Below are 25,209 nucleotides of genomic sequence, written 5' to 3' on the forward strand. Positions count from 1 at the left end.
CGGATGCTGCTACGCATCTATTCCTCTTACTCTCCCGGTTAAATGGTGTTAATCGTGTAGAAGACGTCTACCCTACAACATAGCCGTGGGTGGGGTTAGTGGATTATTGTTGCTCAGCTAGCTGGTGGTCCCCTCATCACGCTTCAGCTGCCAGCCTATACTGGCTTCATCGCCAGCAGGGAGCGTTCTCCCTGTTAGGTTTGAGCAGTTTGCCCTCCATAAATCTCCTTATACCTCTTAATCCACTCATCAACTACATCGTAGCCGAATAACTCTTTGAGCATTTCACGGCCCTCTGGCGTTACGCGCTCAGGGTTCCAGGGAGTCTCGACATCGAGTTCTACCTCTACGTCCTTAGCTTCGGGTACGCGTTCTCTAATGGCTTCTTCGGCGAGTGTGACTATTTGATAAGCGACTGGGCAGCCTGGTGCTGTTACACCAAGCCTAACCTTGATCTTTCCATCCTCCGTTACTTTGAGATCGTATACCAGCCCTAAGTCGTAGACGTTTACTGGTATTTCGGGATCGTATACGTTGCGGAGGGCATCAACAACCTTCTTACGGATCTCCTCGAGGTTTAGCTTTTTGGGTTGCTCTGTAGACACGAGTGATACACCTCCATTTAAACAGCCGTAACATAGGGACCTATTTTAGCGTCCCGTCCTCCTTGGTGGCCAGAGCTTCAACGTGACTGCATATGCTGTAAACGGCGATGCAAGCGTGAATGCTATCCCAACAATCAGCATGGGTTTGGAGCCAGTCCTAAGTCCAGTATAAACCAGTAGTAGGCCTATAAATGCGAGTGGCGCTAGCACAATGTTGTACATTATCATTAGCTTCCGTAGACTAGTGTGCAATCTCCTCCACCTTCACGTTAGCCCCTTCTAGTAGGCTGCGGAGCTTCTCTAGAACCTTTTCCGCCTTTGCTTCGGCCTTGCTGCACTCTTCCGCTGATGCCAGGACCTTTACCTCTACAACTGGCTTCTCAAGCTCGTGGCCTTTAGGGTGGCTCTTGACATAGCAGTCAAGGCATTCCCTAGAGGCCTTCTTAAGCAATGGGGCGAGGCTAGACTCGGGCATACCAGTGATAAGGATTCCTTTCTCTACAACACAGAGCTGGGGAAGCAGGGGTTTTAGCTTCTCGAGAACATATTTGAACATTGCCTCCATCTCCCGGGGCACGCCGGGAAGCACGAAGATGTGTGTACCCTTCTCAACGAGGTATGCTCCTGGAGCAGCACCAACTGGGTTTGGCAGAGCCTTAGCCCCTGCTGGTAGCAGAGCCATTTTCAGCCTCTCATGCGTCAAGCTATAGCCTTGAGATTCGTAGAACTCACGCACCATTCTATAGGCATCGGGGTTTAGTGTGAGGGGACGGTTTACAGCAACGGCAACAGCCTCCATAGTTTTATCGTCATCTGTTGGACCTAATCCCCCAGTTGTAACAACGATGTCTGCGTTGCCGATAGCGTCGCGTAGCACTCCGACTATCTCAGCTATATCGTCGCCTACCACAACTATACGCTTAACATCTACGCCGCGTAGTGTTAACTCGCGTGCAATCCAGGATGCGTTGGTGTTAATAATACGGCCGATTAGGAGTTCGTTTCCAATATTTATAATCCATGCTCTCGGCTTGTACAATGTATCCGATACCCAGAAAGCTGGCCTCTAGCTCATCCAGTAAAATGCGCGCCGCCCCCCGGACGGCCCCGCGGCACGGGGCTGGATGAGGGTAAGGGGACTTGCCTCCCGCAACCTATTCTCTCGGTACGTGGAAAAGATGGAGTTGAGCTGGGAACTAGAGTAGGAGGTAGAGCCTTCCATCCTCGAGTGGGTTTACATCGAAGCAGTATTTGACCTCAAGGTATTCTTTACGGTACTCCTTTACTTCTCTCGCCACCTTCTCGGGGTCCTCGCCGTCGATAAGCACTCTTCTCATGAACCTTGCTATATCCTTCATATTGTCCTCCTTCATGCCGTACCTGGTCATCTCTTGTACTCCTAGACGTAGGCCACTTGGATCCTTGATAGCGTCTGGGGGATCGTAGGGTAGTAGGTTCTTGTTTACAATTATGTTTGCCTTCTCAAGTAGAGTAGCTGCTTTTGCACCGCCACCCTGGGCCCTTACATCAACTAGTACTTGGTGGCTCTTAGTGTAGCCTAGATGCTCTCCTAGAACCTTGAAGCCCTCAGCTGCGAGAGCTTCTGCTAGTGCCTTAGCATTCCTAACAACCTGGTCGGCGTATTGTTCGCCAAAGTACTTCATTTCTACAGCGGTAACGGCGAGTGCGGGGAGCCTATGTAGATGGTGGTTGCTGACAAATACGGGGAAGACAACCCTTGATATGGTCTTGTAAAGTTCCTCGCTCCGTGTAGCTACTATCCCGCCCTGGGGCCCGGGGAAGGTCTTGTGTGTTGAGGCTGTCATAACATCTGCTCCATGGTCTAGCGGGTTTCTCCACCTCCTCCCGACTATGAGGCCTAGTACGTGAGCAGCGTCATACACTAGCTTTGCACCAACGGAGTGAGCTGTATCAGCGATCTCCTTTACCGGATGGGGGAATAGATAGACACTACCACCGAGCACAACGAGGCGTGGCCTAACCTCCTCTATTAGTCGGATAGCCTTGTCAACGTCGATGTTCATGTTCTCCGGGTCGTAGGGCATCTCGATATGCTCTATGCAAAGTCCGCCAAGTGTACCAAACTTTGTATGACTAACATGTGCTCCTGCCTGTACTGGTGCAACAACCGCCTTATCGCCGCAGTTGGTTAGCGCTCTAAAAGCTGATGCGTTTGCAGTAGTCCCACTAACGGGCCGGGGATCCACATGTGCTCCGCCGAGCAGCTCGCCCATAAGCTGCATAACTCTATGTTCAATCTCGTCGACATATCGAGTGCCCTGGTAGTATCTCTTGAATGGCTTACCCTCAGCATACCGGTGCATCATGTCGCTAACGTATGCTGCTAGCGCGAGAGGGCTCATAGCGTTCTCGCTGGCTATAAGATTTATAGTCTCGTACTTGCGCCATAGATTGTGTGTTATCGTCTTTTCGAGAACCTCCCTCAGCTCCTGGGGGAGAAGGGGTAGCTTTTCCTGCCAGAACCGGAGCACTTTCCTGGCACCGGGTAGCCGGTGATATAGTAGAGACTAATTAACGCAAGCTCCTTGAAGCAGTGATCATGCTAGTATAGGGGCTTTACTGATACTCGCTAACCTTGACATAACTGGGTCTAAGCTTTAGAGCTTCAACATTCCTATGTGCAATCTCTACCGCCTCGACTACTATATCATAGGTTACCGGTACGCCTATCTCATCCTCGTAGCGGCGTAGAAGCCAATAGGCATCAATTTCGTCACTCCATTCTCCCCAATGTTCAACCAGTATCTCGGCTGCACGGCTAGGAGCTTGCAGAAACCTCTCATCAACATAGTCCTCCCGGTCGCCTCCACCCTTAACCTGACCTCGCTCTCTAGGCATGGACTACACCCTGTCTCTCCCAGAAAAGTAGCGTATAACTGGCATGCTATTGGTGTTACGCCCAGCAAAACGTACTACTGGAATAGAATGTGGAATAGTCTCATGCGCCCACTAGCATCCCAGCAGTGTTAAGATGGGGCTTACTGGGCTGTAGCTGTTTAAGAATAGGACATCTGTCATGAATACTTGCAGTCGGGGGTCTCTCACTGTGGCGGCTGTAATTGGAGCTGTTAAACTACCCGTACACGACGTGGCTCAAACTGTAGGCGTAGACCTATATCCTGTTTACGATGTTGAAATAGTTATCTATGGTGGCCTAGACCCGCAAACAGACGAGCTGGTAGACAATGCAAGGAAGGCTGCAGCCATACTACGAGAGGAATACGGTGTAGAGGTTATTGTTTCGCCAAACATAGTTCACTGGGACATAACCAGCTTTACCCCACAGCCATACATGCTCCCAGTCCTAGTCGTTAATGGCCGCGAGGTCTCAGAGGGGAAGGTCCCCTCCGTCCAGGAGATAGTCGATATAGTACTAAGACTCTTCGACGAGGAGAGGGGTGAGCACTCAATACCACCACTCAAGAAGGGAGATGATGCTGTTGAAGTTATGGCATGTACATGGTAGACGCTTAACCTTCCTTACCTTAATCTCTACAAGATTCTTGCTGCATACTCCCTTCTCTATGCATGTCCCTTCCCTGCTGTCAAGGAGGCATTTAACAGCCGATGCGGCGGCGATAGTGGCCCCAGCCAGATCCTCGCCGCGTAGCAACATGTATGCGAGAATACCTGTAAACATGTCTCCTGCTCCAACACTATAGCCCTCTGACACGTAAGGCTCTACGGCAACAGCTATGCCAGCAGCGCGATCCAGCGCTATGGCTCCCTTTTCGCCGAATGTTACAACAAGCCTTATCGGTGCTAGTACATCTACAATATAGCTCAGAGCTTCTAGTCCCTCGTCTCCCACATCTTCAACGCTTATGCGGACAATACAATTCCAAGGTATGTGTCCCCGAAGCTCTGCTAGGAGATGTCCGAAACGCTCTATGCGGCCGTCACTGCTTATCCTCGTAAAGCCTTGCACATCCAGTATGCATACGCGATAGCCAGCACTATACTTGGCTAGTAGCATAGGGCTATACTCCCAGTTAATGGGCGAGAATACAGCAGCATTGCATGAGGGGAGTGCATCACTAAAGAATGTTGAATGTAGCGCTTTCAGTCTCTTAACCCCTTGAGGGTCAAGCTCAAGGCTAAACGCCGTAGCACAGTCTCGATATGCCTCAAAGTTGGTGGGTCTACAGGGCTCGGCGAGATACTCTGATGCAGCTGTGTTGCTGCATGGTAGTGCAAGGTTTACACCGATACTAGCCCCTACACCGTGCATTGCGAATAGTATGTAGAAGGCTGGGCCCCCACGCTCAATGTTGTCTGCGGCGTGATCTATTGTAGGGGCTGCATAGACGTCTATGCAGTTATTCATCATTGCTAGTCCTCTTCCTCCTCAAGCTTCTCCTCAGCCGGTTCTCCAGGCTCTACAATCTGTACCTTAACCCGCTCTGCCCGCTTCACTTTTGCATGGTTCAAGATATGTATGACTAGGTCCTTCTCGGAGAAAAAGTATGTTGCATCCACGCCAAAGCCGCAGATGGGGCATGCATATAGCCCGGTTACGCGGTCACGTGGTACTTTGAGTCTTACACCATAGACCTCTATAATTGTCTCCTCCCACTGAGGCTCCCATTGAAGTGACACTGCTAGCTCCCAAGCCTAGCCTCATACTCTTTTAGGAGGTTTTCAACCTCTCTTACCCATTGCTTGAGCCCTGAGGGATTCTCAGGGTAGCGCATGTAGAGTTCCTTGATTTTCTTCATATAGTCTGCTACAGTCTTTAGCTTTGCCAGCAGTGTCGGCCTACGGAGACCGCGGAGCACTATCATGGCCTTCTCTATAACCGAGAGTTTTAGCTCCCCTGTCTCGCTAGCGTAGAGCACGTCTGTCTCTGGTATGAGCTTATGTTTCATCCCGAACTCTATATCATCATTACCTAGCCTCTGTAGGAACCTCCTAAACACGTCGAGCGAGGCCTGCTTAGCCCCTATAGACCTCATGTAGCTAGTGTTTAGGCTCCACAGTGCCTCTTCGTCGAAGCGCCCCTTGTTGTAAGCTTCCTCGAAGGCCTTGGCAGCGTAATAAGCGGCTCTAAAGCCATAACCCATGCCTCCACCGTGAATGGGATTTACAGTGTAGCCAGCATCGCCTATTACGACGACACCTGGCCCGACCATAGTATTCGACGGCCTGCGTGTGGGTAGCGGCGCACCAGCAGCCGTTATGACACGGTGTTTTAGCCTTAGGAGGCTATGCTCAACAAGCTTCTCCCGGTAGATCTGCATAGGGCTCGGATATCCCATGCCTCCCTGTACACCGAGGCCAACATTGCTTCGGTGGCTCGTCTCGGGGAAGAACCACCAGTAGCCTCCGGGAGCTATCTCCTGGTTCAAGTATATCCTTATGACGTTTGGTTCTTCGATCTCGTAATCTTCATACTCTATTATCTCGCGGTATGCTATGTTGGTATCCCTTGGATCTATATCCTCGTAGATAGGCCAGTCGCGTGGTAGTCTTCGCCTTATAACCCTAGAGAATCCGGTAGCCTCAATCACAAGACTCGCATACAGTTCCACTACGCGTCCATCCTTAGACTTTGCCTTAACCCCGATGACCTTGCCGCCAGAGATTATCGGTTCAAGTATGCTAGTCTCGTAGAGAACCTCGGCGCCACGGTTTAAGGCATCCTCGACAAGCCAGCGGCCAAAGGCTGTACGGTCAATAATGTAGCCTTTACCGTGAACACGATAGCGGACCTCCTCGCTTGGAGAGTAAATATCAATAGCTGTAACCCGGTTCTTAAGCACGCTAGAGGGAGGTTCGGGCAGATGTGACTCAGTTATGTGGTGGGCTCCGAGTGCGTCGCCACATGGTTTGCTCCATAGCTTCTCCGGTCGGTTACGTTCAATACCTAGAACGCGGAAGCCCATGCGAGCTAGGTGCCAGAGTGCAACACTACCCGCTGGTCCCAAGCCGGCGACTATAACGTCGTAGCGGGGCTCATTCTTCATGATTCTGGGCCCTCAGGCGTTTTGTGCTCGGGAAACTTCCCCTCATCAACCGGCATTTAACCTTACCCCCAAACGTTGGAGGCTACGATTCCGTCGAGCCTGGTGTAGCTAGGTGTCGGGACTAGTACTAATAGGGGTGCCAGAGTAAACCTAGCTTAAGGACTGGGGGTGTGGGATATGTCCTTCATATGGAGGCGTAGATTTAGCGACATATTCGACGAGATAGAGGAAATGATTAGAGAAATGGAGCGACTTGCTGAGGCGATGCTAGGGGGATTCGAGACTAGAATGCCGCGTGGCGAGTTTAAGGGCCCCATAGTCTACGGTGTACGGATAACAATAGGGCCAGATGGCAGACCAATAATCGAGGAGTTTGGTAATGTTAAGAGGCGCGGTCGCCGAGCAATAATCGAAGAGGCTGTAGAGCCCCTCGTAGAGGTAATAGATGAGAAGGATAAGGTAGTAGTTATTGCTGAGATACCAGGTGTTGAGAAGGACAAGATAGACATACGCATTAAGGACGGCAAGCTGATAATAAGGGCTGAGGATAGGGAACGTAAGTACTACAAGGAGATAGAACTACCTCCAAACATTAAGCCAGAGACTGCAAAGGCAAAGTACAAGAATGGCGTACTTGAGGTAACGATCGAGAAAGAAAAGCCCGAGGAAGAAAAGGAGGAAGGCGGAATAAGGGTCAAGGTCGAATAGCACTAAGCAACTATATAGCCTAGCTCCTCTAGCTCCTCTCTTTTAACAGGTTCGACCCTAGCCTTCTCGGAGACTATAGCACTAATCCCTTCCGGATCCACTATTACCAGCGTAAACTTCACTCTACCCTCTTTTGCATCCAGTATAAGTTTGCGGGCCCTCTTGCAAGCTTCTCGATCAGCATCGGGCGAGGAGCAAGCAGCTTCAAGAGCCTCAAGGAACCTATCAAATACACCCTCAACGGTTGTTATAAATCCCGTTGCTGCGGGCCCAGGCATCATCTTGAGGTCTAGTTCGGGTACTACTATAGAGGCTGACGAAGCCTTTACGACTATTACATTCAAGTCCTCAGGCTTTTCAACACGGTATACTATCTTGCGTGGTCCATGCGCTTCAGCTAGGCGTACATCTGTAAATCTATAACCGCAACTGTTGCACTTGGCGCTGGTTAGTAACACCTTGCCTACAAGAGGCATATCATATAGGTAGTCCTCTATCCTAAGAGTCTTACGGCTGCAAACTGGGCACTCGACAACGAGTTCATTAATTTTTACGAGTTTCTCCCTGTGTTGCTTCTCGGGACGGGTCATTGTCCCTCCTCGTGGCATTATGTGAAGACACAACTTGCTCCCATTAAATATCGATGTGCATCACTATCTTCAAACCTTTACTTTAGTCTTTAGGCCTTATCAGCTATTTTTGTGAAAGGTTTACTACCCTCTGTTCCGTACTACGGGGCCTGCTTAATTAAGGCTTAGCTAGTGGGCTGTTAGGGCATGTGTGCAGCACGTAGAGCGTAATTGCTGGGCAGCATTGATATAGCAATGGCTATACAAGTTCCATATAGGCGCTAAGCAACGGTGTGGGAGTTATGGCTAGACAGCCTAGCGATACGCAGATAATTGACGTCGTCGTACCATCGCCCAAGAAAGTGGTTAGCGTCAAGCTGGAGGTCGAAATAATAGAGGAGCTTGACCGTACCTGGCGCGCCCTAGGTTATACAAGCAGAAGCGAGTTCATTCGTGAAGCAATCCTCTACTACATGCAGGTTGTACAGGCCCGACGTGCTGCCACAAGTGCAGCAATACGCGGAGACAACATGGGAAGGGTTTTAGCTAATGGTGAGGCTGGTGCAGAGGAAGTTGAGGAAGAAGAATTTGTTGAAGAGGAAGGTGTTGTATAGAAATCGGCTTATTAGTCCCTGGTTCTGATTTACAGCTATGTTCTTTCCTCCTATTCCGTCTTCCTCTTCTCTTGATGGCTCTTAATCATCTTTAGAATATCTCTAAGTGCCTCGCTAAATGCTCGCGAACAATTCTCGAAGTCCTGGATAATCCTCAGCAGTACAGCTTCAGGGTCGTCAATGTAGTACTTGTACCTTGGCCTGCCAACGCCTGCCTTCTTTTCTCTTGTACGCGACACAAAGCCTATCTCTACCAGTTTTGATAAACTCCTATTGACTGTTGCCTTACTAAGCTTCAATATTTGTGTAAGGTCGTCGACAGAATACTCTCCACCCTTTAGCAGCTCAAAGAGAATCATTGCATCAGTCTCACTTAGGTCGTAGCAGAACCTCAACCCCTCAACAACAACTGTTTCCTTGCCGGTAGGTAGTTTAAGCTTATAGCGGAGTGCAGCCTCCGCATGTAGCCCCTCCACTCGCGCCTCACCATAAGTTAGTGTAAAAGGTATCCCCACTATATTTATTTACATTGAAATTGTTCTCTTGAACTATATGCTTAGCCTAAACCGCTAGTCTAGGTGTAATAAAAACCTCTATGAATGCAGCAGCTACAAGTAATGCTGCAGCCTTACCCATTGCTGTTAATGCATCAGCTAAAGCATCCCATAAGCTTCTTCGAGCAGTAAGGGGTAGCCTCATGCCTACAGCGGCAGCATATACGAATACTGATATCTCAATTACACCGTGTGGTGCAACAAGTAACAGTAGCTCGCTAAGTCTCCGTCCAGTTGAGAGCCAGAGGCTAGTCAGTGAACCGAGTATGTAGCCATTAAATCCGAGTATCAGAAGGCCCGGTATGTATGCAGCTGAAAACACGATAATTCTTGCCATTAAGGCAAAGTTATGTGAAGCAATCACTATAAACTTGGACCACTCGTCAAGTACGGCTATAGGTTCAACACTCTTGACAGCAGTCTCGACCACGCTGTGCGAGGGAGCTAAGAGACCCATGGCAAAGCCGGTAATGTATATAGCAGCTGCTACCAGCATTGATGCACCAAGTCCTTGGCGCATGGCTTTCCCTAGTGCTATGTTTGAAGCCTGGAGTGGGTAGAAATATGTGGGTAGACGACTAGCTCTAAAACTATGTGGAGAGTGATGAGCGACTCCGGACCGAACACTCTCCTAAACAATGTGGAGCCGTGTGAGGCCTGACTCCACAATAGGGTGGTACAGGGCTGTGATGACGCCCCTACCATAGAGCCCCGGGTGCATGTAAGGCTAATAGCTCTGGTAGAGCCGGGGGATGAATGAGTGGTCCTTAGCTGAGCCTTCCTGGGGGACGTGGTCATGGTACTCTACGCTGATGCACATATGCATACAAGCCCTCAAGGCCTTGGAGCTCTAGAGGTTGGCAAGAGGTTTAGGAGTGCTGGTGGATGGTTTGCAGCCCTAGTAATGTTGCCTCCTTGGCACTACCTTGACGAGTTTAAACCGTCGCTGGAGTACTATGAGAAGGCGCTGAAGGTGTTTCTCTCGGAGTGTGAAAAGCTGCGTTCAACTGGGTTGCGTGTTGTATGCCTGGCAGGTTTTCATCCAGCCGAAGTAGATAAGCTTGTATCGCGTGGGTTAACACCGGAACAAGTGCTTGAACTTGCTGAGGCCGTGCTTAGGCTCGAGGAGGAGCTATGCAGGAAAGGCGTCTTGCAGGGGATAGGGGAGATTGGAAGGCAGCACTACAAGACCTCTCCTGAGCGCTTCGCGATAGCTGAGACCATCATGATTAGGGCACTTGAGATTGCAAGGGATAACGACTGTATAGTGCACCTACACCTAGAGAACGCAGGACCTGCTACGGCAAGAACCGTTGATAGAATCGTTAGGCTTGTAAAGATTGATAGGAGAAGAATATTGTTCCATCATGCGTCTGTACGTGTCGCGAGAGAAGCTACTATGCTGGGATACACAGCTACTATACCCGGTAAGCTTGAAGCATTAAGGAGGGCGTTTAGCGAGCTTAGCCCAGGATTCATGGTTGAGTCAGACTATATTGATGATCCTCATAGACCGTGTGTATCAGTGTGTCCGTGGGATATGGTTAGGTTTCAGGGAGAGCTACTGGAAAGGGGGGAAGTAGACGAGGAACTACTCGTAAAGGTGAATATAGACAATATAGTTGAGTTTTACCGTGTTGAACCTCCCTAGCTTCCAAGCATTATTACCCGTAGCGCTTCCTCGCGGTCAAGCTTAGTGGCAACCATATAGCTGTCGGAGATAGCCCTTAGGTCCGGGTTGTTGCCACTAATCATCACGGTATGGAGCCTAGCGTTTACCTTGTTAAGGCTTCTCCTAATGGTATCAATTGCTATCTTGTCCTCGCCATCCGTTATGAGTATGATGTCTGAAACCTTTGATCTCTGAAGCTTCGTAGCTATATCATCTACCGCGGTTAGTATAGCTCTTGTAATGTCGGTTCCACCGTTAGCTCTTATCCTCGCTACATACTCAAGCAGCTTTACTACATCCCTTCCATGGACACGTTTCGGTATATATAACGGAGGGTATGGTATGCTATCGAAGAATCTTATGTAAAACTCGCGTTTCTCCCTAATTGCTCTCTGAGCTAGGGCTAGTGCTACAGCTTTAGCCCATATAATTTTCATGCCCATCATGCTCCCGCTCTTGTCCAATAGCACATAGAACTTCCCATACTCCTCGCTTACAACTTTCTTGTAGAGTAGCAGATTCCTCTCAGCAAATTTTAGCAAGAATAAATCTGTAGGAAGAGCTAGCTCACTAGCAACAACCCGCTCTATATCGCTGCCAAGCTCGTAGCCATCGAGTTCGCCGCGTGGGCTACGAATTTTCCGCGTCCTTATGTAGGCCTCTGTGCTCTCAATAGTCTTTAGTGCCTCTAGCAGTACCTTCACATCTGTGTTGCGTGCTAAGTTTATTACATCCTGGATGACATCATCGAGGCTCAGCATTGATGCGTTACCAGCTGTAAACCTCATAGCGAGATTGGTTAGCTCCTTGGCCTGCTGTGCGACGTCCCTGGCTGTTTCAAGAGCTTTCCGTACACTCTCACGTATATTTTCGGCATTGAGTCCTTGCTCGGCGTCGGCTGCGCTCTTTGACCTGGTTTCGCCTCCCTGTGGTCTTGGAAGCTTATTCAACTCTTTTAGTAATGCTTCGAGAAAAATAGCGGATGCAACCATGCTGGTTGTAGAGTCGGCTATAGTGTGTCGGCGCACGTCTCGCAGCTGTGGCGCTTCAAGCATGCTTGAGAGCACCAGGTACTGTATGGTTTGTTTTTCGTCTCTTGCATCAGGCATTTGGAGCACAGGGAAGGGTAGGAACAACATATAGTAAACGCTTATTGCGAGGTCTACGTCTAGGTATTTAGAGACCGTCTCTGAGTTGAACGCCTCGGGTGCAAGTTTCTTCAATAAACCTATTATTCTTTCACCGCGATACCTTATGGGTGGGTCCTCATAGTTGATGCCACGTATAAAGCTCATAGTTACATCCCCAGCTTATACGATATCTTCTCGAGGACATCGTCAATCTCTCTGAGAGTATCGTTTGCTAGTGCACGTACACGCTGGTCATCTGCTTCGCGTAGAATGTTTATGATCCTGGTTTTAGCTATTTTGAGGCTGCGAAAGAGATCCACTAGCCTTGGGTCGTAGCTTCTCATCGTCTCTACTAGCCTAGCGGCCTCGCGTACATTTGCACGTATATCAGATAGCTCCTTGAGATACCTTTCTGGCATTTTGAGTTCCTCTGACAGTATGATAGATACCTTGTCGAAGTCCTCGATGTCTCTCGGCGCTATGTACTTGAGTACTATTAGATCCCTCTCCTTAGCTCTGAGCCTACCCTCAAGCAGCGCATTAGCAGCTATAATCTTCAGCGATTTGGCCTTACGCCTATCTGTGAGATGTATGCCCCTCTCTTCGAATACCGCGAAGAGTCTTAGGAGCTTTGGCTTGATAGCTGAAAGGTCAACACTAAATATGAGTTTGTGGAGCTGCTGCAGTGAATCTATGTCTAGTACCGGCCTAGCTGGTGAAACTTTTCCAGCCTCTATCATCCAGCCAGCCTCGAGTAACTCGCTCCACTTGTTTTCTGGAAGTGGTTTCGCATACTGGCGGAGGAGAAAGCGATCGTAGATAGCTTCTAGTTCAGGCTCCTCCGGCACCCTGTTCGTTGCACCAATAAGGCTCCATAGTGGAACCCTAACCTCCGTATAACCGTCGTACCAAATACGCTCCTGCATTATGCTGAGCAGCGCGTTTAGCACGGCAGAGTTTGCATTGAATACCTCGTCGAGAAAGACTATCTCAGCCTCCGGCATCTTGCCCTTAGTTATCCTCACGTAGCGGCCCTCGCGTAACGCGTTAAGGTCAAGAGGCCCGAAGAGTTCGCTTGGCTCAGTATACTTTGTGAGCAAGTACTTAAAGAACTTTGCATTTATGAGCTCGGCAGCTCTACGGGCAAGTGCAGACTTTGCCGTGCCAGGCTCTCCTACAAGCAGTGCATGCTCGCGGGCTATGATGGCTAGTGTTATTGCCTTGCCCTCCTCCTCCCTGCCTACAAATGGCTCTATTAGCATGTTGTAGAACTTCTTAGCCTTATCTAGCAGCTCTTTAACAGCTTCACTAGCCTGCATTATTACCGCTGCCCATATCTATACCTCTAAGCTAGCTAAAGGGGATATATCTAGCGTTCCATGTATAGCGTTGTGGGGTGTGCTGAGCCCGGTTTTCAGCTGATAACGAGTGATGAGGAGTTGCTCTACTGACCCCTCTAGCAACTCTATTGGCGTGTCGGTAACCGGTGCACTCTTCATCCGCTATGTCGCGTCAAGAGACGGGGTTTATCCTCATCCACCGCTCTAATCTGTTGTATAGAGGGTGGAGGCATATTAGGGCTGCAACTACACCGGTAAAGCATGGAGTTTGAGTGATGATAATTGCACGTCGCATACCCCGCAGCCACGGGGGATGTTGTGCCTCCACCGGGGCTGAATCCTTCTACAACTCCGGCGGGGATGGGAGTGTATGGATGTTGAAAAGCTAGGAGAGTGCCTCTTGGGTAGGCTTGAAGCTCAAAGCATAGTTGTCGAGAACAAATGTGATGAACGTATAGTTTTAGAGGCGATCGAGGTCAAGTACTATGTCGTCGTAAACGTTCGAGGAGGCAGGGATGGCGTGATCGAGGAACGCCCTGCAAGGAGGGAGATAACCGAAAGGATTGGGGTTGATAGTGTTCTTGACCCAGGTTCTAGGTTTGAAGTATACTTTGGAACAGTTGAGAACATCGAGGAGTTGAATGTAATCGTTAGGGTTGGCGACAAACTGTACCGTGTACCGTTGGCGGCAGAGGCTAGCAGTGGCACTATGTAGTTGCCAGTATGTCTTGTATGCCAGTTCTAATCATTGCCACAGCTATTGCTGCTAGAAGCATAGCCATTATCTTCGACAGTGCTATCGCTCCATTTTTCCCTAATAAGTTCATTAGCTTCTGGCTGTGATAGAGCATCAGGAATGTTATAGCAGTATTTACAGTTACGCTCGCCAGAGCATATGTTAGCCCATGCACGGCCCTTACGTAGAGAACAGTTGCTATAGCAGCTGGACCTGCTAGCAACGGTGTTGCAAGCGGCACTATTGCTATTGACTCAACCTCTTCCGGGTGCCTTATCATTTCGGCTTCTGTCCAGCCAAGGATTCCAGCTATACCGTAGATGAGGAGTACGATGCCGCCAGCTATGCGGAAGTCTGCTAACGTGAGCCCGAAATAGCTTAGAGCGGTATTTCCTGTGAGGGCAAATACGAACAATATGCTGGTAGCTACTATGCAGCTCTGCTTAACTATTCGCACCCTTAGCCTGGCGTCAAGCCTGGCTGTTAGACTATAGAATAGCGGTGCGTTGCCGATAGGGTCTATTGCTATGAATAGGAGGACTATAGACTGTACTAGTGTTTCAGTGTTAGCCCCGCCGCTTGGCTGCATAGCGCTCCAGTGCCTCCACAATCCTTTCTATAAGCTTTTTTCTGCACTCCTCAACACAGTTTTCAATACATTGCCGGTCGTCCAGATCGCAGCCACTACTATAACTGCACTCCGACCTACAGCCCCTATCATTGACCGTTAGGACATAGATTCCGAGCCTGGTGTCGACAACAGTATTCAATACTACGAGGCCTACACCGGACTCTCTAATAATCCTGGCAACGAGTTCCGGTGGGTCTAAGTCGCGTTGGTATATGAAACCGCCAAGCTGTTTAAAGGCGCTAGCAATGCGTCGGCTAAGTTCAGCCATCTCCAAGAGATTTTGCACCGGGGGGTAAGTAGCGGAGATTAGCTACCCGATTATACCTAACGTCTCCGGTGCTAGGGGTCAATGTACGAGTGTGCATTGCTGCTAGTACCTATCATAACTGCTGTACTACTAGCCTTACATTATATCGTGCTAAAAAGGGTGTATGGTAGCCGGCTGAGACTAGTATATATTGTGAATGCTGGGGCTGTTGTTCTTACGATTGTATCGCTACTCTTTTTGCTTCTACGCTGTGGAACGAGCTAGCGCTACCATTATTAAACATGTGTTAAGGAGAACCCATAGCTGTATGGGGGCGGGAGTAGTGGTTGACTATTATTCACAGCGTGAGTCTATACATGTAGCGCACCTTGAGGGGTTAGCATCTACTGGCATGATTAAGCAGTTCAAGGTTGAGGACTGTGAACATCCTGGCATGGGAAGAATAGTTGCAGAGTTAGTTGATGGAAGAACATATGTAACTAAGTGTATTGATTCAAGGGGATTAAAGAAGGTGGTAATGTATCTCCAGTACGCGTCAAACCTAAGCAGACTTATCGTAGAGGGCATCGCAGAGGAGGAGCGGGAAGAGCAAGGGTAGAAGCATAGATTAGGGCTACCCCTGGTGCATGTTGGAGGGTGGTCATGCCATGGGCAAGAGGATGCGTATGACGCTCCCAAAGAAGGAGGAGGACCTACAGAAGGTCGTTGAGGAGGTATCGGAACTCCATAATCATCACCATCATCACCATCACCATGAGATTGAGGGTCTGGACGAGATATTGCATACTATAGATGTGTTGATGGATACTATGAATACGAGGCTTTCTGACCTGGAAGAAAAGATTGGCAAGCTTCGTGAGGAGATTATAAACCTCTACAAGCTCTTCGGTCTGCTAGTTGAGGCCATGGCGGCTGAGGATGATTCGCATCGTAAACAAGTGCTAACAAAAGCTGTCGAGATACTTAAGACAAGCATCCCATAGTATAAGCGATTATATGGCCATCCTGCCATACTAATAACCCCGTAGGAGTCATGATGAGTACCATGGTATCGGAGAGCCTTGGTCTCCCTTGCTGGTGTTCACCAGTCATACTCGCTGGGACAGCATACCCAGGCGATATAGTGTTTGTTAGGTATAACACTGTGTATGTTATAGTACGCAGACTTTATGGTGATACTTATCTCGCGATACCAAAATACATTCGTGGTTTAGGACCCTGGAGGACAGTGATTAGTGGGCAGCTAAAGAGAATCATTACAACGTACTCGCCACGAAGTATCCATGGTGCAGCAGCACTTGCGGGTGCAAAGCTAGAGAAAACGCCACAATTCTCGACAAATGTGCCCATAGTAAAGCTCTCAGATAGCGATCTTCTCCTCTGCACAACTAGACCTCCACTTAGTCCCCTAGAGTTACTCGAGGCCGAAAGAATAGCACCTGGTGTCTGGAGCCAGGTCTATAGATTCCTTAACGAGCTTGCCGACTGTGTAAAGCCTACGGGCTCTCTACTCCAGGGTAGCTTTACTAGCTTCTCCGACGTGGATCTCATAGTTGACATTTCTAGGCCAAGGTGTCTGTCAAAGCTAGTAGAGTTCATGGAATATATGCAGTATAGGAGTAGATCTCCTCCTACTGCTGATATAGTTGTGGTTAGTGAGGCGTCAGAGCGTAATATACCAGTGGAACTGGTACGGAGACTCTTAAGACCATGGACGAAGCTTAGTATTGAAGGAAGGAGAGTCTCGCTGTCAATCGCAGACTTTAATGCACGATTAGAACCCCTTAGGGTGATTGTAGAGACAAGTAAGGTTATAGTCGACAAAGTAGTAGATGTTGAACCTTACCAGCAAACACTAGGTGATTTTCCAGCAATTGCTGTAACAAATGATGGAAGCTACATAGTAATCTATGATGGGCTATTTGTTCCCTTAGTTTTTGAGGGCGGAAAACTACGCGTTAGAGGGTTAAAGGCATGCCTAAAAAAGGGGGATGAATGTTTAGACGCGATAGTCATAGGTGTTAGGGAGGTAGCAACTTTTATAGACATAGCATGATAAACACTACTTTTTAACGATTTCATGTATCATTTCTTTTACGATTGCAGCTACTGGTCTTAAGTATGACTAGCAATGTTTTTCTCTCCTAGCTACAACATTCGTAGCCGCTGCGACTATTGACCATGTTCGTGGTTATGACCTGGCATGCCTTGTGGGCCATGTTCCAAGTAGTAATCTGGATTCTTCTCAAACTCTTTCTTACAAATTGGGCTGCAGAAATAGTATATCTTACCCTTGTAGACTGTTTTGTAGGGTGTCCTCTGAGGGTCTACCTTCATCCCGCAAACAAGGATCTATTACCTCGTGGCTTGTCATATAGCTCCAAATCTACTTAAATTGTTACGGGGGTTTTACTAATACCAGCCAGGTGCTACTTTCAGTTATAGCTTACGTTGTTACTTATCGTACTAAGCCTCTGCCCAGGAGTAAGGTGTTGAGGGTTACAGATATAGAACTCAATGCCATGGCTGCAGCTGCAAACTCTGGCCGTAGCATGATGCCATATGATGTGTAGAGCACGCCTGCTGCGATTGGGATTAGGGTTACGTTATAGAGGAAGGCCCAAAGGAGGTTCAGTTTGATTAGCTTGTAGATACCCTTGGCAGCCCGTATGGCTACTAGAACTCCACGTAGGTCATTACGTACAAGGATTATGTCGCCTGCTTCTTTAGCTATGTCTGTGCCTCGTCCCATGGCGATGCCTACGTCTGCTTGAACAAGGCTAGCTGCATCATTGATGCCATCACCTATCATTGCCACGACCTCGCCGCGCCGCTGCAGCTCACGTATTTTATCTACCTTATCTTCTGGATTTGCCTCAGCTATGACGTTGTCGATGCCCAGCTGTTTTGCTACGGCGTATGCTGTTACCTTGTTATCGCCGGTTAGCATAGCTACACGCAGCCCCATGCGACGCAGAGTTTCAACGACCTCGCGTGTGTGCGGTCTAGGCTTGTCGGCAACCGCCACTATGCCAGCTAGTTTGCCATCAACTGCCACGTATACTATAGTTGAACCCATCTCGCGAAGTTTTTCCACATCTTTTTCTGCTTGTACAATATTGACCTCGAAACCCTTCATCAACTTCTCGTTGCCCACTGCTACCGTCCTACCAGAGATTATTGCTACAACACCTTGGCCAAGGATTGCTGTAAAGTCCTCCGGCTCTGGTGGCTCGATTCCAGCCTTTCTGGCTGCCTCCAAGATGGATCTCGCTATTGGATGCTCACTCCTCTTCTCGGCTGCTGCGGCTAAAGCTAGTACCTCATCCCTTGGAAGGTTGTAGGTTATTATTTCCACAACCTCTGGGCGACCGATGGTAAGGGTGCCTGTCTTATCGAAGACAACCATCGTCAACTTGGTTGCCTTCTCTATAGACTCGATGTTCCTTATTACCACACCTTGTCTCGCAACATGGCCAACTCCCGTTACAACTGCTAGAGGTGAAGCTAAGCCTAAAAGCGCAAGGACAAGCAACGAGTAACACAGCAGCAAGGAAGACAAGCGCCTTTCCGAGCGGCAGTCCTGCTATGAAATACCAGTAGATGAACACGATTGTAGCAATTCCCATGACAAACCATGCAAACATACCAGCAGTTTTGTCAACGATGTGTTGTATCGGGGGCTTGCCTGCTTGTGCATGCCTTACAAGCCGAATTATCTGAGCGAGTACTGTATCATTACCTACGCGTGTTACATGGGTGCGAAGGTAGCCCGTTGTTAGCAATGTGCCGGCTATTACGGGTTCTCCTCGCTTCTTTTCCACTGGTACGGGTTCACCGGTCACCATCGACTCGTCAACATAGCCGTGGCCTTCCTCGACGATACCATCAACTGGTATTCGTTCACCAGACTTCACAGCGACAAGGTCTCCAACATTGATACGGTCTAATGGTACTTCCTCTTCGACTCCATCCTTTACAAGTCTCGCTGTGGGAGGCTGCAGCTCGAGCAATTTTCGTACGGCTTCACCTGTACGCAGCTTCATCTTTGCCTCAATGAACCTGCCCAGGAGTATGAAGGAGATTATGAAAGCTGGTGCCTCGAACTATGTTTCGGATTCTATGATGCCAAACATTGATGCAACACTAAGAACATAGGCGGCGCCACTGCCGAGAGCTACAAGAGTATCCATACCAGCTGAATAAGTTTTTCAAGGATCTGATGGCACCAGTAAAGAATCTACGTCCTCCGGTTGCCATCACCAATGTGGCTATGAGAAAGCCTATAAGATCCACAACGTTCTTGGGGAGTCCTAGTAAGGGCTTAATGAGGTACACCAACAAACCCAGAGCAATCGATGGCGGAAGACTAACGAGTACGAGGCGCTTTAACTCGGCAACTTCACGCTCTACTATTCTTTGTTCAACCTCCTCGAGACTTATCTCCTCAGCTGCAACCTTGACCACGCGGTAGCCCATTGATTCGATATGTTTTTTCTAATTTCGTCCACAGTAACTGTCAGAGGATTGTAGGTTACGAATAACCTTCTTAGAGACATGGAAAGCTCTAACATCGACAACACCCGGTATCTTTGACAATTTGTTCTCCAGTGTGAGTTCATCGCTAGGAGTGCTTAGGTTCTCAACTATGAACACTGCCTCCTCACGATAAACATCGTAGCCAACCTCGCGTACAATTTTAACTATGTCCTTGAGAGTTGTAGTTGATGGATCATATTCAACTATGGCCTCCCCCGTGGCGAAGTTTACTGAGACTTTGCCAACACCTTTCACCTTACGCAAAGCTTTCTCAATGGTTACTACGCAATTTGCACAATGCATGCCGAGTACACGTAGCTTCATTGCTACTTGTCTTTGCTCTTCAACGGTGATCCTCAAGTTCTTTCTCGTGGTGGTAGGATTATCAGTCATGTCGGTGTAACCTACACCATAATAGAATATAGCATGTGTTATGTGTCTATATTTTTCAGCACCGGATACGATGCTAGGAGGTTGTAGGCTGCTAACTTGTACTACATGATTGATTACTTGGTAATTTGTGCTCGTTCCTAATCAAACAAGGGAAGGCGATACATGTCTGCTCTGCTAAAAACTAGATTTAGAATATATTAATTGATCCTGGATGTTATAGTCATATTTAAATCTTCGCTGCGGCTCCGGACATATTTTCTCAAGGCATTCCATTTCCTCCCTTTGGAATAATCCATACTTTACTGTCACATATCATTGCGTAAGATGTTTGTTGAGGAATCAGGGAAGACCTCTTTGGTCCTTGCGTTTTTGCTTCCCCTTCTACCCTCCTTAGGCTTTCAAGAACAACATTGATATCCTTGAAGGAATGTTGAGAAGGAGTTGATGACTCTTCATTTTGAGTGGATAACTTGGGGTCAGCTGAATTGATTAGTAGTGTGGGATGGCGGGCCCGCGGGGATTTGAACCCCGGACTACCGGCTCCGCAGGCCGGCGTCCTATCCTGGCTAGACTACGGGCCCAGCCCATGGTAATGAATTTCATTAATCCTCTCCCTCTTAAGCTTTTCACTTGGAGTTAGGGTAGGGTTTTGGCCAAGTGGTCTTATACGGTGATACGTATAGTGTATTGGTGTAGTAGGGGTTGTCATTTTGGCTAAGCGTAAGCGGCGTGGCAGTGCTGGTATCGATTTGCTGACGTTTCTCCGGAGTGGTGGTGCGGGTGCAAGAACAGCGAGTAATAGTGGTGTGCAAGTTTCGTCTCCTGGTGCAGGTAGAGCCGGAGTGGATGACGGGAGGGATAGTAGAGGAGGGATGTTAGAGTCTGCTGGTTCTGTTGTGCAGCGATATTTTGATGAAAGTCTGCGCGAGCTACTTACAGAAATACGTTCTAGTAGGAATGAGGCTAATAGAGCTGGCGAGGGAGCGAGAAGCGAGAAACGTCTATCCACAAGTGTAAGTGATAACATAGCTGATGTGAGTAATAATGTTGTATCTGGCAGTGTTTCAGCTGCAGTAGAGGCTGCAGAGCGGGATCTCATTCGAAAGCCTCTGTCGGGTCAAGCTGTAGCTAACGTTGAAAGCTTGATTCATGCCTCCAAGGTTCTGGAGAAGTTGTCTATCCTTCCCCTTGTGAATGAGCCTATGGAAGCGCGGGAAGGGTTTGAGGGATTTCTTCTGCAGACATACTATGATGGTGATAGGGGTGTTGTTGCAGTAAAGCTATATGATGACCGTTCTGGTAGAATAGGGGTCTACTTCGACACTACAGGGTATAAGCCGTACTTTCTGACCGATATACCACCTGATAAGCTTCAAGAGATTCCGCAAGTTGTTAAGCATAAAGGATTTGATCATGTTGAAGTTGTCGAGAAGTTTGACTTGTTAAGGTGGCAGAAGAAGCGTGTAACCAAGATAGTCGTTAAGACGCCGGATGTAGTTAAGCAGCTTAGGGACAAGGTTCCTAGGGCATGGGAGGCTAACATTAAGTTCCACCATAACTACATCTACGACTTTGGGCTTACACCAGGTCTCCGCTACCGGGTTTCAAGTGGAAGGCTCGAGTTGGTTGGAGGTGATGTTTCGGAGGAAGCAGAACAGTTCATCCGCAAGGTATTTAGTGGCGAGGATGAATCTATAGTGGAGACAGCTATTCGCTGGTTCCCACTATTCGAGCAGCCTCCGCCTAAACCTAGGCGTCTTGCTGTGGACATAGAGGTCTATACCCCATTTAAGGGTCGTGTACCAGATGCGTCAGCTGCAAGCTACCCTATTATCAGTGTTGCATTTGCGTCGGATGACGGCTTGAGAGTAGTGTTTATCCTTGCTAGGCCAGGTGTTGTCGGTGGTGAACCGAGGGAAGGTGTCAAGGAAGGTGTTCACATAGAGATATTCGACGACGAACGCGCACTCATACTTGAAACCTTTAGGCTTATAGCTAACTACCCCATAGTGCTAACGTTTAACGGTGATAACTTCGACTTTCCATATCTATACAACCGTGCCCTAAAGCTTGGAATTCCTAAGGATGTTATACCGTTTAAGCCCACACGGAGCTATATGAGTTTAAAGTATGGAATTCACATAGACCTATACCAGTTCTTCAGCATAAAAGCTATACAGAGCTATGCATTTGGTAATGCATACAAGGAGTTTACCCTCGATGCTATAGCTTCAGCGCTACTAGGCGAACACAAGGTGGAAATAGAGTCTACTGTGAGTGACCTCTCGCTCCTCGAACTCGTAAGGTATAATATTCGTGACGCTGAGCTAACACTAAAACTCACTAGCTTTAATCGTGACCTGGTATGGAAGCTTATCGTGCTGCTAGCACGTATATCTAGGCTGCCCATAGAGGATGTTACGAGAAGCCAAGTTTCAGCGTGGATTAAGAGCCTTCTCTACTGGGAGCATAGGCGTAGAGGCTACTTGATACCGTCAAGGGATGAAATAATCAAGTTGAAGGGCGAGGTCAAGTCTGAGGCTCTAATCAAGGGCAAGAAGTATCAAGGCGCAATAGTTCTTGATCCGCCCAGCGGCGTATTCTTCCGTGTAGTTGTACTAGACTTCGCAAGTCTATATCCAAGCATTATCAAGAAATGGAACCTTAGCTACGAGACTGTAAATCCGGTGTACTGTCCTGGCTCAAAGATAGTAGAGGTCCCAGACGTCGGGCACAAGGTATGTATGAGTAATCCGGGGCTTACCGCGCAAATTGTTGGTTTGTTGAGAGATTACAGGGTTAAGATCTACAAGAAGAAGGCGAAGGATAAGAGTCTGCCCGAGGATGTGAGGGCTTGGTATGATACTGTACAAGCTGCAATGAAGGTATACATTAACGCTAGCTATGGCGTATTTGGTGCTTCATCATTCCCGCTCTATGCGCCGCCTGTTGCAGAGAGTGTAACAGCGATAGGTAGGTATACGATTAAGGAGACAGTTAAGAAGGCTGCCGAGCTAGGCCTTAGGGTCCTCTACGGCGATACTGACTCTTTGTTTATCTGGAACCCGGATGAGGAGAAACTTGAAGAGCTGCAAAAGTATGTCGAGGAAAACTTTGGCCTCGACCTTGAGGTAGACAAGGTATACAAGTTCGTAACCTTTAGCGGGCTTAAGAAGAACTATATTGGCGCATACGAGGATGGTAGCGTCGATGTTAAGGGCATGGTTGCTAAGAAGCGTAATACACCAGAGTTTCTCAAGAAAGAGTTTAGCGAGATTCTAAACCTATTAGGTAGCGTCAACAGTCCAGAGGAGTTCGTAAAGGTTAGAAACCACATTCGTGAGAAACTGCGCACGGTCTATACTGGCCTCAGAGAACTCGACTACAATTTGGACGAGCTGGCAATAAGGATGGCTCTCAACAAGCCATTGGACGCATATACTAAGAATACGCCACAGCACGTGAAGGCGGCGAGACAGCTAGCACGTATGGGTGTCCAGGTTCTACCTGGTGATGTCATCTCGTTTGTAAAGGTTAAGGGCAAGGAGGGTGTTAAGCCCGTACAGCTTGCAAGGCTTGCAGAGGTCGATGTCGACAAATATGTCGAGACTATGAAATCTGTATTTGAGCAGTTCCTCGCAGCAATAAATATGAGTTGGGATGAGGTTATAGGATCCTCAAGGCTAGAACTGTTCCTGCGTAAGAATAGCTAGCTCTTTTTCCTCCTGCTTCGCTTTCGTCGAGTTTTCTTTGTTGTTTCCTCTTCCTCAACCTCGGCTAGCCCTTCTTCAAGGCGTCGAAGCTCTTCCTCGCTCAGCGTGAGCTGCTCGGCTCCCGTGAGGGCCTCCACGCTCTTTGGCGCTTTTGTCGCTTCTGCAGCATACTCTTCTAGTTGCTTCTTAGCGTTGTCATCCAGGTATAGTGCTATGACGTATATCTTCTTGTCAAGATATGTTGTCTCGTCTATCCATCTGTTGTCAAAGCTTACAACAAGTACTGGCAGGTTTACTATGACATCATTCCCCTCCAGGCTATACTTCAAGCTTAGTTCAAGAATTTTATCTGCAATTTCTGGTGGTAGAGGTTTTGGATATCGAAGTTCGAGTTTTGTTCTTAGTGCTGTTAGATCGCTCTCCTCGGGATTCCATTCTGTAAGGGCCCTAGCAGTTACGTCTTTTGCTATTTTTGCAAAATCTCCATCAAGTATGTCCGAGCTTACTATCTTTCCTTCCTCAGCCCTTATGACTAGTACTTTGCCCATATTCTGCTCCCTCTGGCCGCTCTAGGGTTAAGCCCGGTTTAAGTTTTACATTGAGCCGTGGTTTCGCGCTCTAAGTATCGTGTTAGATGTTTCGGACCAGCCAATTATGTATAGGTAGATGTTGTGTGATACTCTGCCATCATTTATTGTTGCGTATACGAGAGGTCTCCATTTCGTTATTCTAAACTCGTGAGAGACTATCCTTGTTCCATACTTAAGCTCGCTTGTCAGCTTTGTTGCTAATGCATCATTTACACTTGTTAAGAGGAATAGTGTTACAATGGTTGCATCTGTTAGTTTGACCCTGAACATGTCCTCATTCACAACGATTACCTTGTCGCTAACACCTTGTTTACGCGCGTTTTCGGCAGCTTGCCTTGCCAGGTCACTTCGTATTTCTACACAGTACGCACGTTTAACACCAAAATCTCTCGCAGCTATAATGGGTATCCTGCCGTCTCCACACCCGAGGTCATATAGTACGTCGTCGCTGGATGCGCCGGCAAGCTCAAGCATCTTATAGACAACGGGTATTGGTGTTGGGACATATGGTACTAGAATAGTCATGTTCCACCTCGAAGCTTACGATTCAACGTTTAAGCCCAACTCAGCTAGCTTTCTAAGTACTTGTCTTTCAGCTTCATCGATGTCGGGTTGTAGACTCTTATTGAGAGGTAGGCGTGATATTAGGAGTTTTACGGAGCCATCATTTAGCTCAACAAGTAGTTGTGGGAGCCACGCCATACCATACTCGTCTGTGTCGCCGTGCTCTATTAGGTAGACGTAGTCCTCTATCTTTATCTCCTTTTTCAGCCTTGTCTTCTCTACCAGGCGCTCTAGGAGATCCAGCCAGAGCTTATGCTGCGGGTGGTGTTCTGCTGTTACTAGGACAAGCTTCACTGGTTTGGGCAAATGTTTCACCAGCTAGCGCTCTTGCAACGTCTAGCTTATATGTTCTTCTGCTCCAGCGTGACACTAGACCCTTACGCTCCATTTCCGCTAGGATTCTTCCTGCAGTCCTGGTGGTAATGCCTAGTATTCGTGCGAGCTGGTATACGCTTATGTATGTGTAACCGCTGTAAACGAGTGTCGCTGCAAGCTTTTCTATGTCGAGTTTAACGCGAAGCGTAGACATCTATACCCCATAAGCTATGCGTAAGTAAGGCATTAGCCTAGAGTAG

General features: G+C 48.2%; 32 protein-coding genes and 1 tRNA gene. 9 read left to right on the forward strand and 24 right to left on the reverse strand.

Annotated features, from left to right (window positions below; translation table 11 throughout):
* Positions 1 to 194 precede the first annotated feature (194 nt).
* The 5 genes from HBUT_RS06530 to HBUT_RS06550 all read right to left on the reverse strand — a co-directional run bounded on the left by HBUT_RS06530 (position 195) and on the right by HBUT_RS06550 (position 3,485).
* Entirely contained in the window at positions 195 to 605 is a 411-nt protein-coding gene (locus HBUT_RS06530) for a metal-sulfur cluster assembly factor (protein WP_011822400.1), read from the reverse strand.
* A gap of 45 nt (positions 606 to 650) precedes the next feature.
* Positions 651 to 857, reverse strand: coding sequence for a hypothetical protein (locus tag HBUT_RS06535; RefSeq protein ID WP_048061527.1), 207 nt, complete (start codon positions 855 to 857; stop codon positions 651 to 653).
* Positions 847 to 1,644 (reverse strand): nicotinamide mononucleotide deamidase-related protein, encoded by a 798-nt coding sequence (locus HBUT_RS06540; protein WP_011822401.1) that lies wholly within the window; start codon positions 1,642 to 1,644, stop codon positions 847 to 849. The genes HBUT_RS06535 and HBUT_RS06540 overlap by 11 nt, the downstream gene beginning before the upstream one ends.
* Positions 1,645 to 1,801: 157 nt before the next feature.
* The gene (gene glyA / locus HBUT_RS06545; protein ID WP_011822402.1) at positions 1,802 to 3,118 is read right to left on the reverse strand and encodes a serine hydroxymethyltransferase; all 1,317 of its coding nucleotides are present in this window, start codon (positions 3,116 to 3,118) and stop codon (positions 1,802 to 1,804) included.
* An 85-nt stretch (positions 3,119 to 3,203) separates the two neighbouring features.
* A complete protein-coding gene (locus tag HBUT_RS06550; RefSeq protein ID WP_011822403.1) occupies positions 3,204 to 3,485 on the reverse strand; it encodes a hypothetical protein in 282 nt (93 codons plus the stop codon).
* A gap of 208 nt (positions 3,486 to 3,693) precedes the next feature.
* On the opposite strand from HBUT_RS06550, the gene HBUT_RS06555 reads away from it, so the two are divergent.
* Entirely contained in the window at positions 3,694 to 4,113 is a 420-nt protein-coding gene (locus tag HBUT_RS06555) for a thioredoxin domain-containing protein (protein ID WP_011822404.1), read from the forward strand.
* Here the strand turns inward: HBUT_RS06555 and HBUT_RS06560 are convergent.
* Genes HBUT_RS06560 through HBUT_RS06570 form a run of 3 tightly spaced genes read right to left on the reverse strand, consistent with a single transcriptional unit; the run spans position 4,054 to position 6,613 of the window.
* Complete coding sequence (locus HBUT_RS06560) at positions 4,054 to 4,977, reverse strand: PfkB family carbohydrate kinase (protein WP_048061528.1); 924 nt, start codon at positions 4,975 to 4,977, stop codon at positions 4,054 to 4,056. The two genes, HBUT_RS06555 and HBUT_RS06560, sit on opposite strands and share 60 nt — an antisense overlap.
* 2 nt (positions 4,978 to 4,979) lie before the next feature.
* Positions 4,980 to 5,246, reverse strand: coding sequence for a hypothetical protein (locus HBUT_RS06565; RefSeq protein ID WP_011822406.1), 267 nt, complete (start codon positions 5,244 to 5,246; stop codon positions 4,980 to 4,982).
* Between the two features lie 2 nt (positions 5,247 to 5,248).
* A complete protein-coding gene (locus tag HBUT_RS06570) occupies positions 5,249 to 6,613 on the reverse strand; it encodes a digeranylgeranylglycerophospholipid reductase (RefSeq protein ID WP_011822407.1) in 1,365 nt (454 codons plus the stop codon).
* A gap of 177 nt (positions 6,614 to 6,790) precedes the next feature.
* Here HBUT_RS06570 and hsp20 point away from each other — a divergent pair, with 177 nt between their 5' ends.
* Positions 6,791 to 7,321 carry an archaeal heat shock protein Hsp20 gene (gene hsp20, locus HBUT_RS06575; RefSeq protein WP_011822408.1) on the forward strand — a complete coding sequence of 177 codons (531 nt, stop codon included), beginning with the start codon at positions 6,791 to 6,793 and terminating at the stop codon, positions 7,319 to 7,321.
* A 2-nt stretch (positions 7,322 to 7,323) separates the two neighbouring features.
* Here hsp20 and HBUT_RS06580 read toward each other — a convergent pair whose 3' ends face one another.
* Entirely contained in the window at positions 7,324 to 7,911 is a 588-nt protein-coding gene (locus HBUT_RS06580) for a ZPR1 zinc finger domain-containing protein (protein WP_011822409.1), read from the reverse strand.
* Positions 7,912 to 8,192: 281 nt separating this feature from the next.
* Between HBUT_RS06580 and HBUT_RS06585 the strand changes: the two genes are divergently transcribed.
* The gene (locus HBUT_RS06585) at positions 8,193 to 8,504 is read left to right on the forward strand and encodes a ribbon-helix-helix domain-containing protein (RefSeq protein ID WP_011822410.1); all 312 of its coding nucleotides are present in this window, start codon (positions 8,193 to 8,195) and stop codon (positions 8,502 to 8,504) included.
* A 50-nt stretch (positions 8,505 to 8,554) separates the two neighbouring features.
* Here the strand turns inward: HBUT_RS06585 and lrs14 are convergent, their stop codons facing one another.
* Together lrs14 and HBUT_RS09015 are read right to left on the reverse strand one after the other, a co-directional pair.
* On the reverse strand, positions 8,555 to 8,980 hold the full coding sequence (lrs14, locus tag HBUT_RS06590) for an Lrs14 family HTH-type transcriptional regulator (RefSeq protein ID WP_011822411.1): 426 nt from the start codon (positions 8,978 to 8,980) through the stop codon (positions 8,555 to 8,557).
* Positions 8,981 to 9,065: 85 nt separating this feature from the next.
* Complete coding sequence (locus tag HBUT_RS09015; protein WP_011822412.1) at positions 9,066 to 9,578, reverse strand: stage II sporulation protein M; 513 nt, start codon at positions 9,576 to 9,578, stop codon at positions 9,066 to 9,068.
* Between the two features lie 276 nt (positions 9,579 to 9,854).
* Here HBUT_RS09015 and HBUT_RS06600 point away from each other — a divergent pair, with 276 nt between their 5' ends.
* The gene (locus HBUT_RS06600; RefSeq protein WP_011822413.1) at positions 9,855 to 10,709 is read left to right on the forward strand and encodes a TatD family hydrolase; all 855 of its coding nucleotides are present in this window, start codon (positions 9,855 to 9,857) and stop codon (positions 10,707 to 10,709) included.
* Here the strand turns inward: HBUT_RS06600 and HBUT_RS06605 are convergent.
* Together HBUT_RS06605 and HBUT_RS06610 are read right to left on the reverse strand one after the other, a co-directional pair.
* Positions 10,706 to 12,025: a vWA domain-containing protein gene (locus HBUT_RS06605; protein ID WP_011822414.1), complete on the reverse strand. Its 1,320-nt coding sequence runs from the start codon at positions 12,023 to 12,025 to the stop codon at positions 10,706 to 10,708. The two genes, HBUT_RS06600 and HBUT_RS06605, sit on opposite strands and share 4 nt — an antisense overlap.
* Positions 12,026 to 12,027: 2 nt before the next feature.
* Positions 12,028 to 13,179 (reverse strand): AAA family ATPase, encoded by a 1,152-nt coding sequence (locus HBUT_RS06610; RefSeq protein WP_011822415.1) that lies wholly within the window; start codon positions 13,177 to 13,179, stop codon positions 12,028 to 12,030.
* A 421-nt stretch (positions 13,180 to 13,600) separates the two neighbouring features.
* Between HBUT_RS06610 and HBUT_RS06615 the strand changes: the two genes are divergently transcribed.
* Positions 13,601 to 13,915 (forward strand): hypothetical protein, encoded by a 315-nt coding sequence (locus tag HBUT_RS06615; RefSeq protein ID WP_153801407.1) that lies wholly within the window; start codon positions 13,601 to 13,603, stop codon positions 13,913 to 13,915.
* On the opposite strand, the gene HBUT_RS06620 is transcribed toward HBUT_RS06615, so the two are convergent.
* Positions 13,908 to 14,525 carry a MarC family protein gene (locus tag HBUT_RS06620; protein ID WP_011822417.1) on the reverse strand — a complete coding sequence of 206 codons (618 nt, stop codon included), beginning with the start codon at positions 14,523 to 14,525 and terminating at the stop codon, positions 13,908 to 13,910. The two genes, HBUT_RS06615 and HBUT_RS06620, sit on opposite strands and share 8 nt — an antisense overlap.
* Positions 14,503 to 14,841, reverse strand: a complete 339-nt coding sequence (locus tag HBUT_RS06625; RefSeq protein WP_011822418.1) for a hypothetical protein — start codon at positions 14,839 to 14,841, stop codon at positions 14,503 to 14,505. Before HBUT_RS06625 ends, HBUT_RS06620 begins: the two co-directional genes overlap by 23 nt.
* 316 nt (positions 14,842 to 15,157) lie before the next feature.
* Here HBUT_RS06625 and HBUT_RS06635 point away from each other — a divergent pair, with 316 nt between their 5' ends.
* Genes HBUT_RS06635 through HBUT_RS06645 form a run of 3 tightly spaced genes read left to right on the forward strand, consistent with a single transcriptional unit; the run spans position 15,158 to position 16,891 of the window.
* Positions 15,158 to 15,433 carry a hypothetical protein gene (locus HBUT_RS06635; protein ID WP_011822419.1) on the forward strand — a complete coding sequence of 92 codons (276 nt, stop codon included), beginning with the start codon at positions 15,158 to 15,160 and terminating at the stop codon, positions 15,431 to 15,433.
* Between the two features lie 49 nt (positions 15,434 to 15,482).
* Positions 15,483 to 15,818, forward strand: a complete 336-nt coding sequence (locus HBUT_RS06640) for a hypothetical protein (protein WP_011822420.1) — start codon at positions 15,483 to 15,485, stop codon at positions 15,816 to 15,818.
* A 50-nt stretch (positions 15,819 to 15,868) separates the two neighbouring features.
* Positions 15,869 to 16,891, forward strand: coding sequence for a hypothetical protein (locus HBUT_RS06645; RefSeq protein ID WP_153801408.1), 1,023 nt, complete (start codon positions 15,869 to 15,871; stop codon positions 16,889 to 16,891).
* A gap of 116 nt (positions 16,892 to 17,007) precedes the next feature.
* Here the strand turns inward: HBUT_RS06645 and HBUT_RS09270 are convergent, their stop codons facing one another.
* The 5 genes from HBUT_RS09270 to HBUT_RS06660 form a co-directional block, all read right to left on the reverse strand.
* Positions 17,008 to 17,172, reverse strand: coding sequence for a YHS domain-containing protein (locus HBUT_RS09270; RefSeq protein WP_083756356.1), 165 nt, complete (start codon positions 17,170 to 17,172; stop codon positions 17,008 to 17,010).
* Between the two features lie 121 nt (positions 17,173 to 17,293).
* Entirely contained in the window at positions 17,294 to 18,292 is a 999-nt protein-coding gene (locus HBUT_RS10045; RefSeq protein WP_267195203.1) for a heavy metal translocating P-type ATPase, read from the reverse strand.
* Positions 18,228 to 18,923: a heavy metal translocating P-type ATPase gene (locus tag HBUT_RS10050; RefSeq protein ID WP_338034159.1), complete on the reverse strand. Its 696-nt coding sequence runs from the start codon at positions 18,921 to 18,923 to the stop codon at positions 18,228 to 18,230. The genes HBUT_RS10045 and HBUT_RS10050 overlap by 65 nt, the downstream gene beginning before the upstream one ends.
* 409 nt (positions 18,924 to 19,332) lie before the next feature.
* On the reverse strand, positions 19,333 to 19,767 hold the full coding sequence (locus HBUT_RS06655; protein WP_048061531.1) for a heavy-metal-associated domain-containing protein: 435 nt from the start codon (positions 19,765 to 19,767) through the stop codon (positions 19,333 to 19,335).
* A gap of 503 nt (positions 19,768 to 20,270) precedes the next feature.
* A tRNA-Arg gene (locus HBUT_RS06660) sits at positions 20,271 to 20,348 on the reverse strand.
* Between the two features lie 291 nt (positions 20,349 to 20,639).
* Between HBUT_RS06660 and HBUT_RS06665 the strand changes: the two genes are divergently transcribed.
* Positions 20,640 to 23,480, forward strand: a complete 2,841-nt coding sequence (locus HBUT_RS06665; RefSeq protein ID WP_110138831.1) for a DNA-directed DNA polymerase I — start codon at positions 20,640 to 20,642, stop codon at positions 23,478 to 23,480.
* Here the strand turns inward: HBUT_RS06665 and HBUT_RS06670 are convergent.
* Genes HBUT_RS06670 through HBUT_RS09720 form a run of 4 tightly spaced genes read right to left on the reverse strand, consistent with a single transcriptional unit; the run spans position 23,477 to position 25,163 of the window.
* A complete protein-coding gene (locus tag HBUT_RS06670; protein ID WP_011822423.1) occupies positions 23,477 to 24,028 on the reverse strand; it encodes a DUF2286 domain-containing protein in 552 nt (183 codons plus the stop codon). The two genes, HBUT_RS06665 and HBUT_RS06670, sit on opposite strands and share 4 nt — an antisense overlap.
* Before the next feature lie 45 nt (positions 24,029 to 24,073).
* Complete coding sequence (locus HBUT_RS06675; protein ID WP_011822424.1) at positions 24,074 to 24,595, reverse strand: class I SAM-dependent methyltransferase; 522 nt, start codon at positions 24,593 to 24,595, stop codon at positions 24,074 to 24,076.
* Positions 24,596 to 24,610: 15 nt separating this feature from the next.
* Positions 24,611 to 24,940: a hypothetical protein gene (locus HBUT_RS06680; RefSeq protein ID WP_011822425.1), complete on the reverse strand. Its 330-nt coding sequence runs from the start codon at positions 24,938 to 24,940 to the stop codon at positions 24,611 to 24,613.
* Positions 24,885 to 25,163 (reverse strand): helix-turn-helix domain-containing protein, encoded by a 279-nt coding sequence (locus HBUT_RS09720; RefSeq protein WP_194840472.1) that lies wholly within the window; start codon positions 25,161 to 25,163, stop codon positions 24,885 to 24,887. The genes HBUT_RS06680 and HBUT_RS09720 overlap by 56 nt, the downstream gene beginning before the upstream one ends.
* Positions 25,164 to 25,209 lie beyond the last annotated feature (46 nt).

The sequence above is a fragment of the Hyperthermus butylicus DSM 5456 genome, from assembly GCF_000015145.1.
GTDB lineage: Archaea > Thermoproteota > Thermoprotei_A > Sulfolobales > Pyrodictiaceae > Hyperthermus > Hyperthermus butylicus.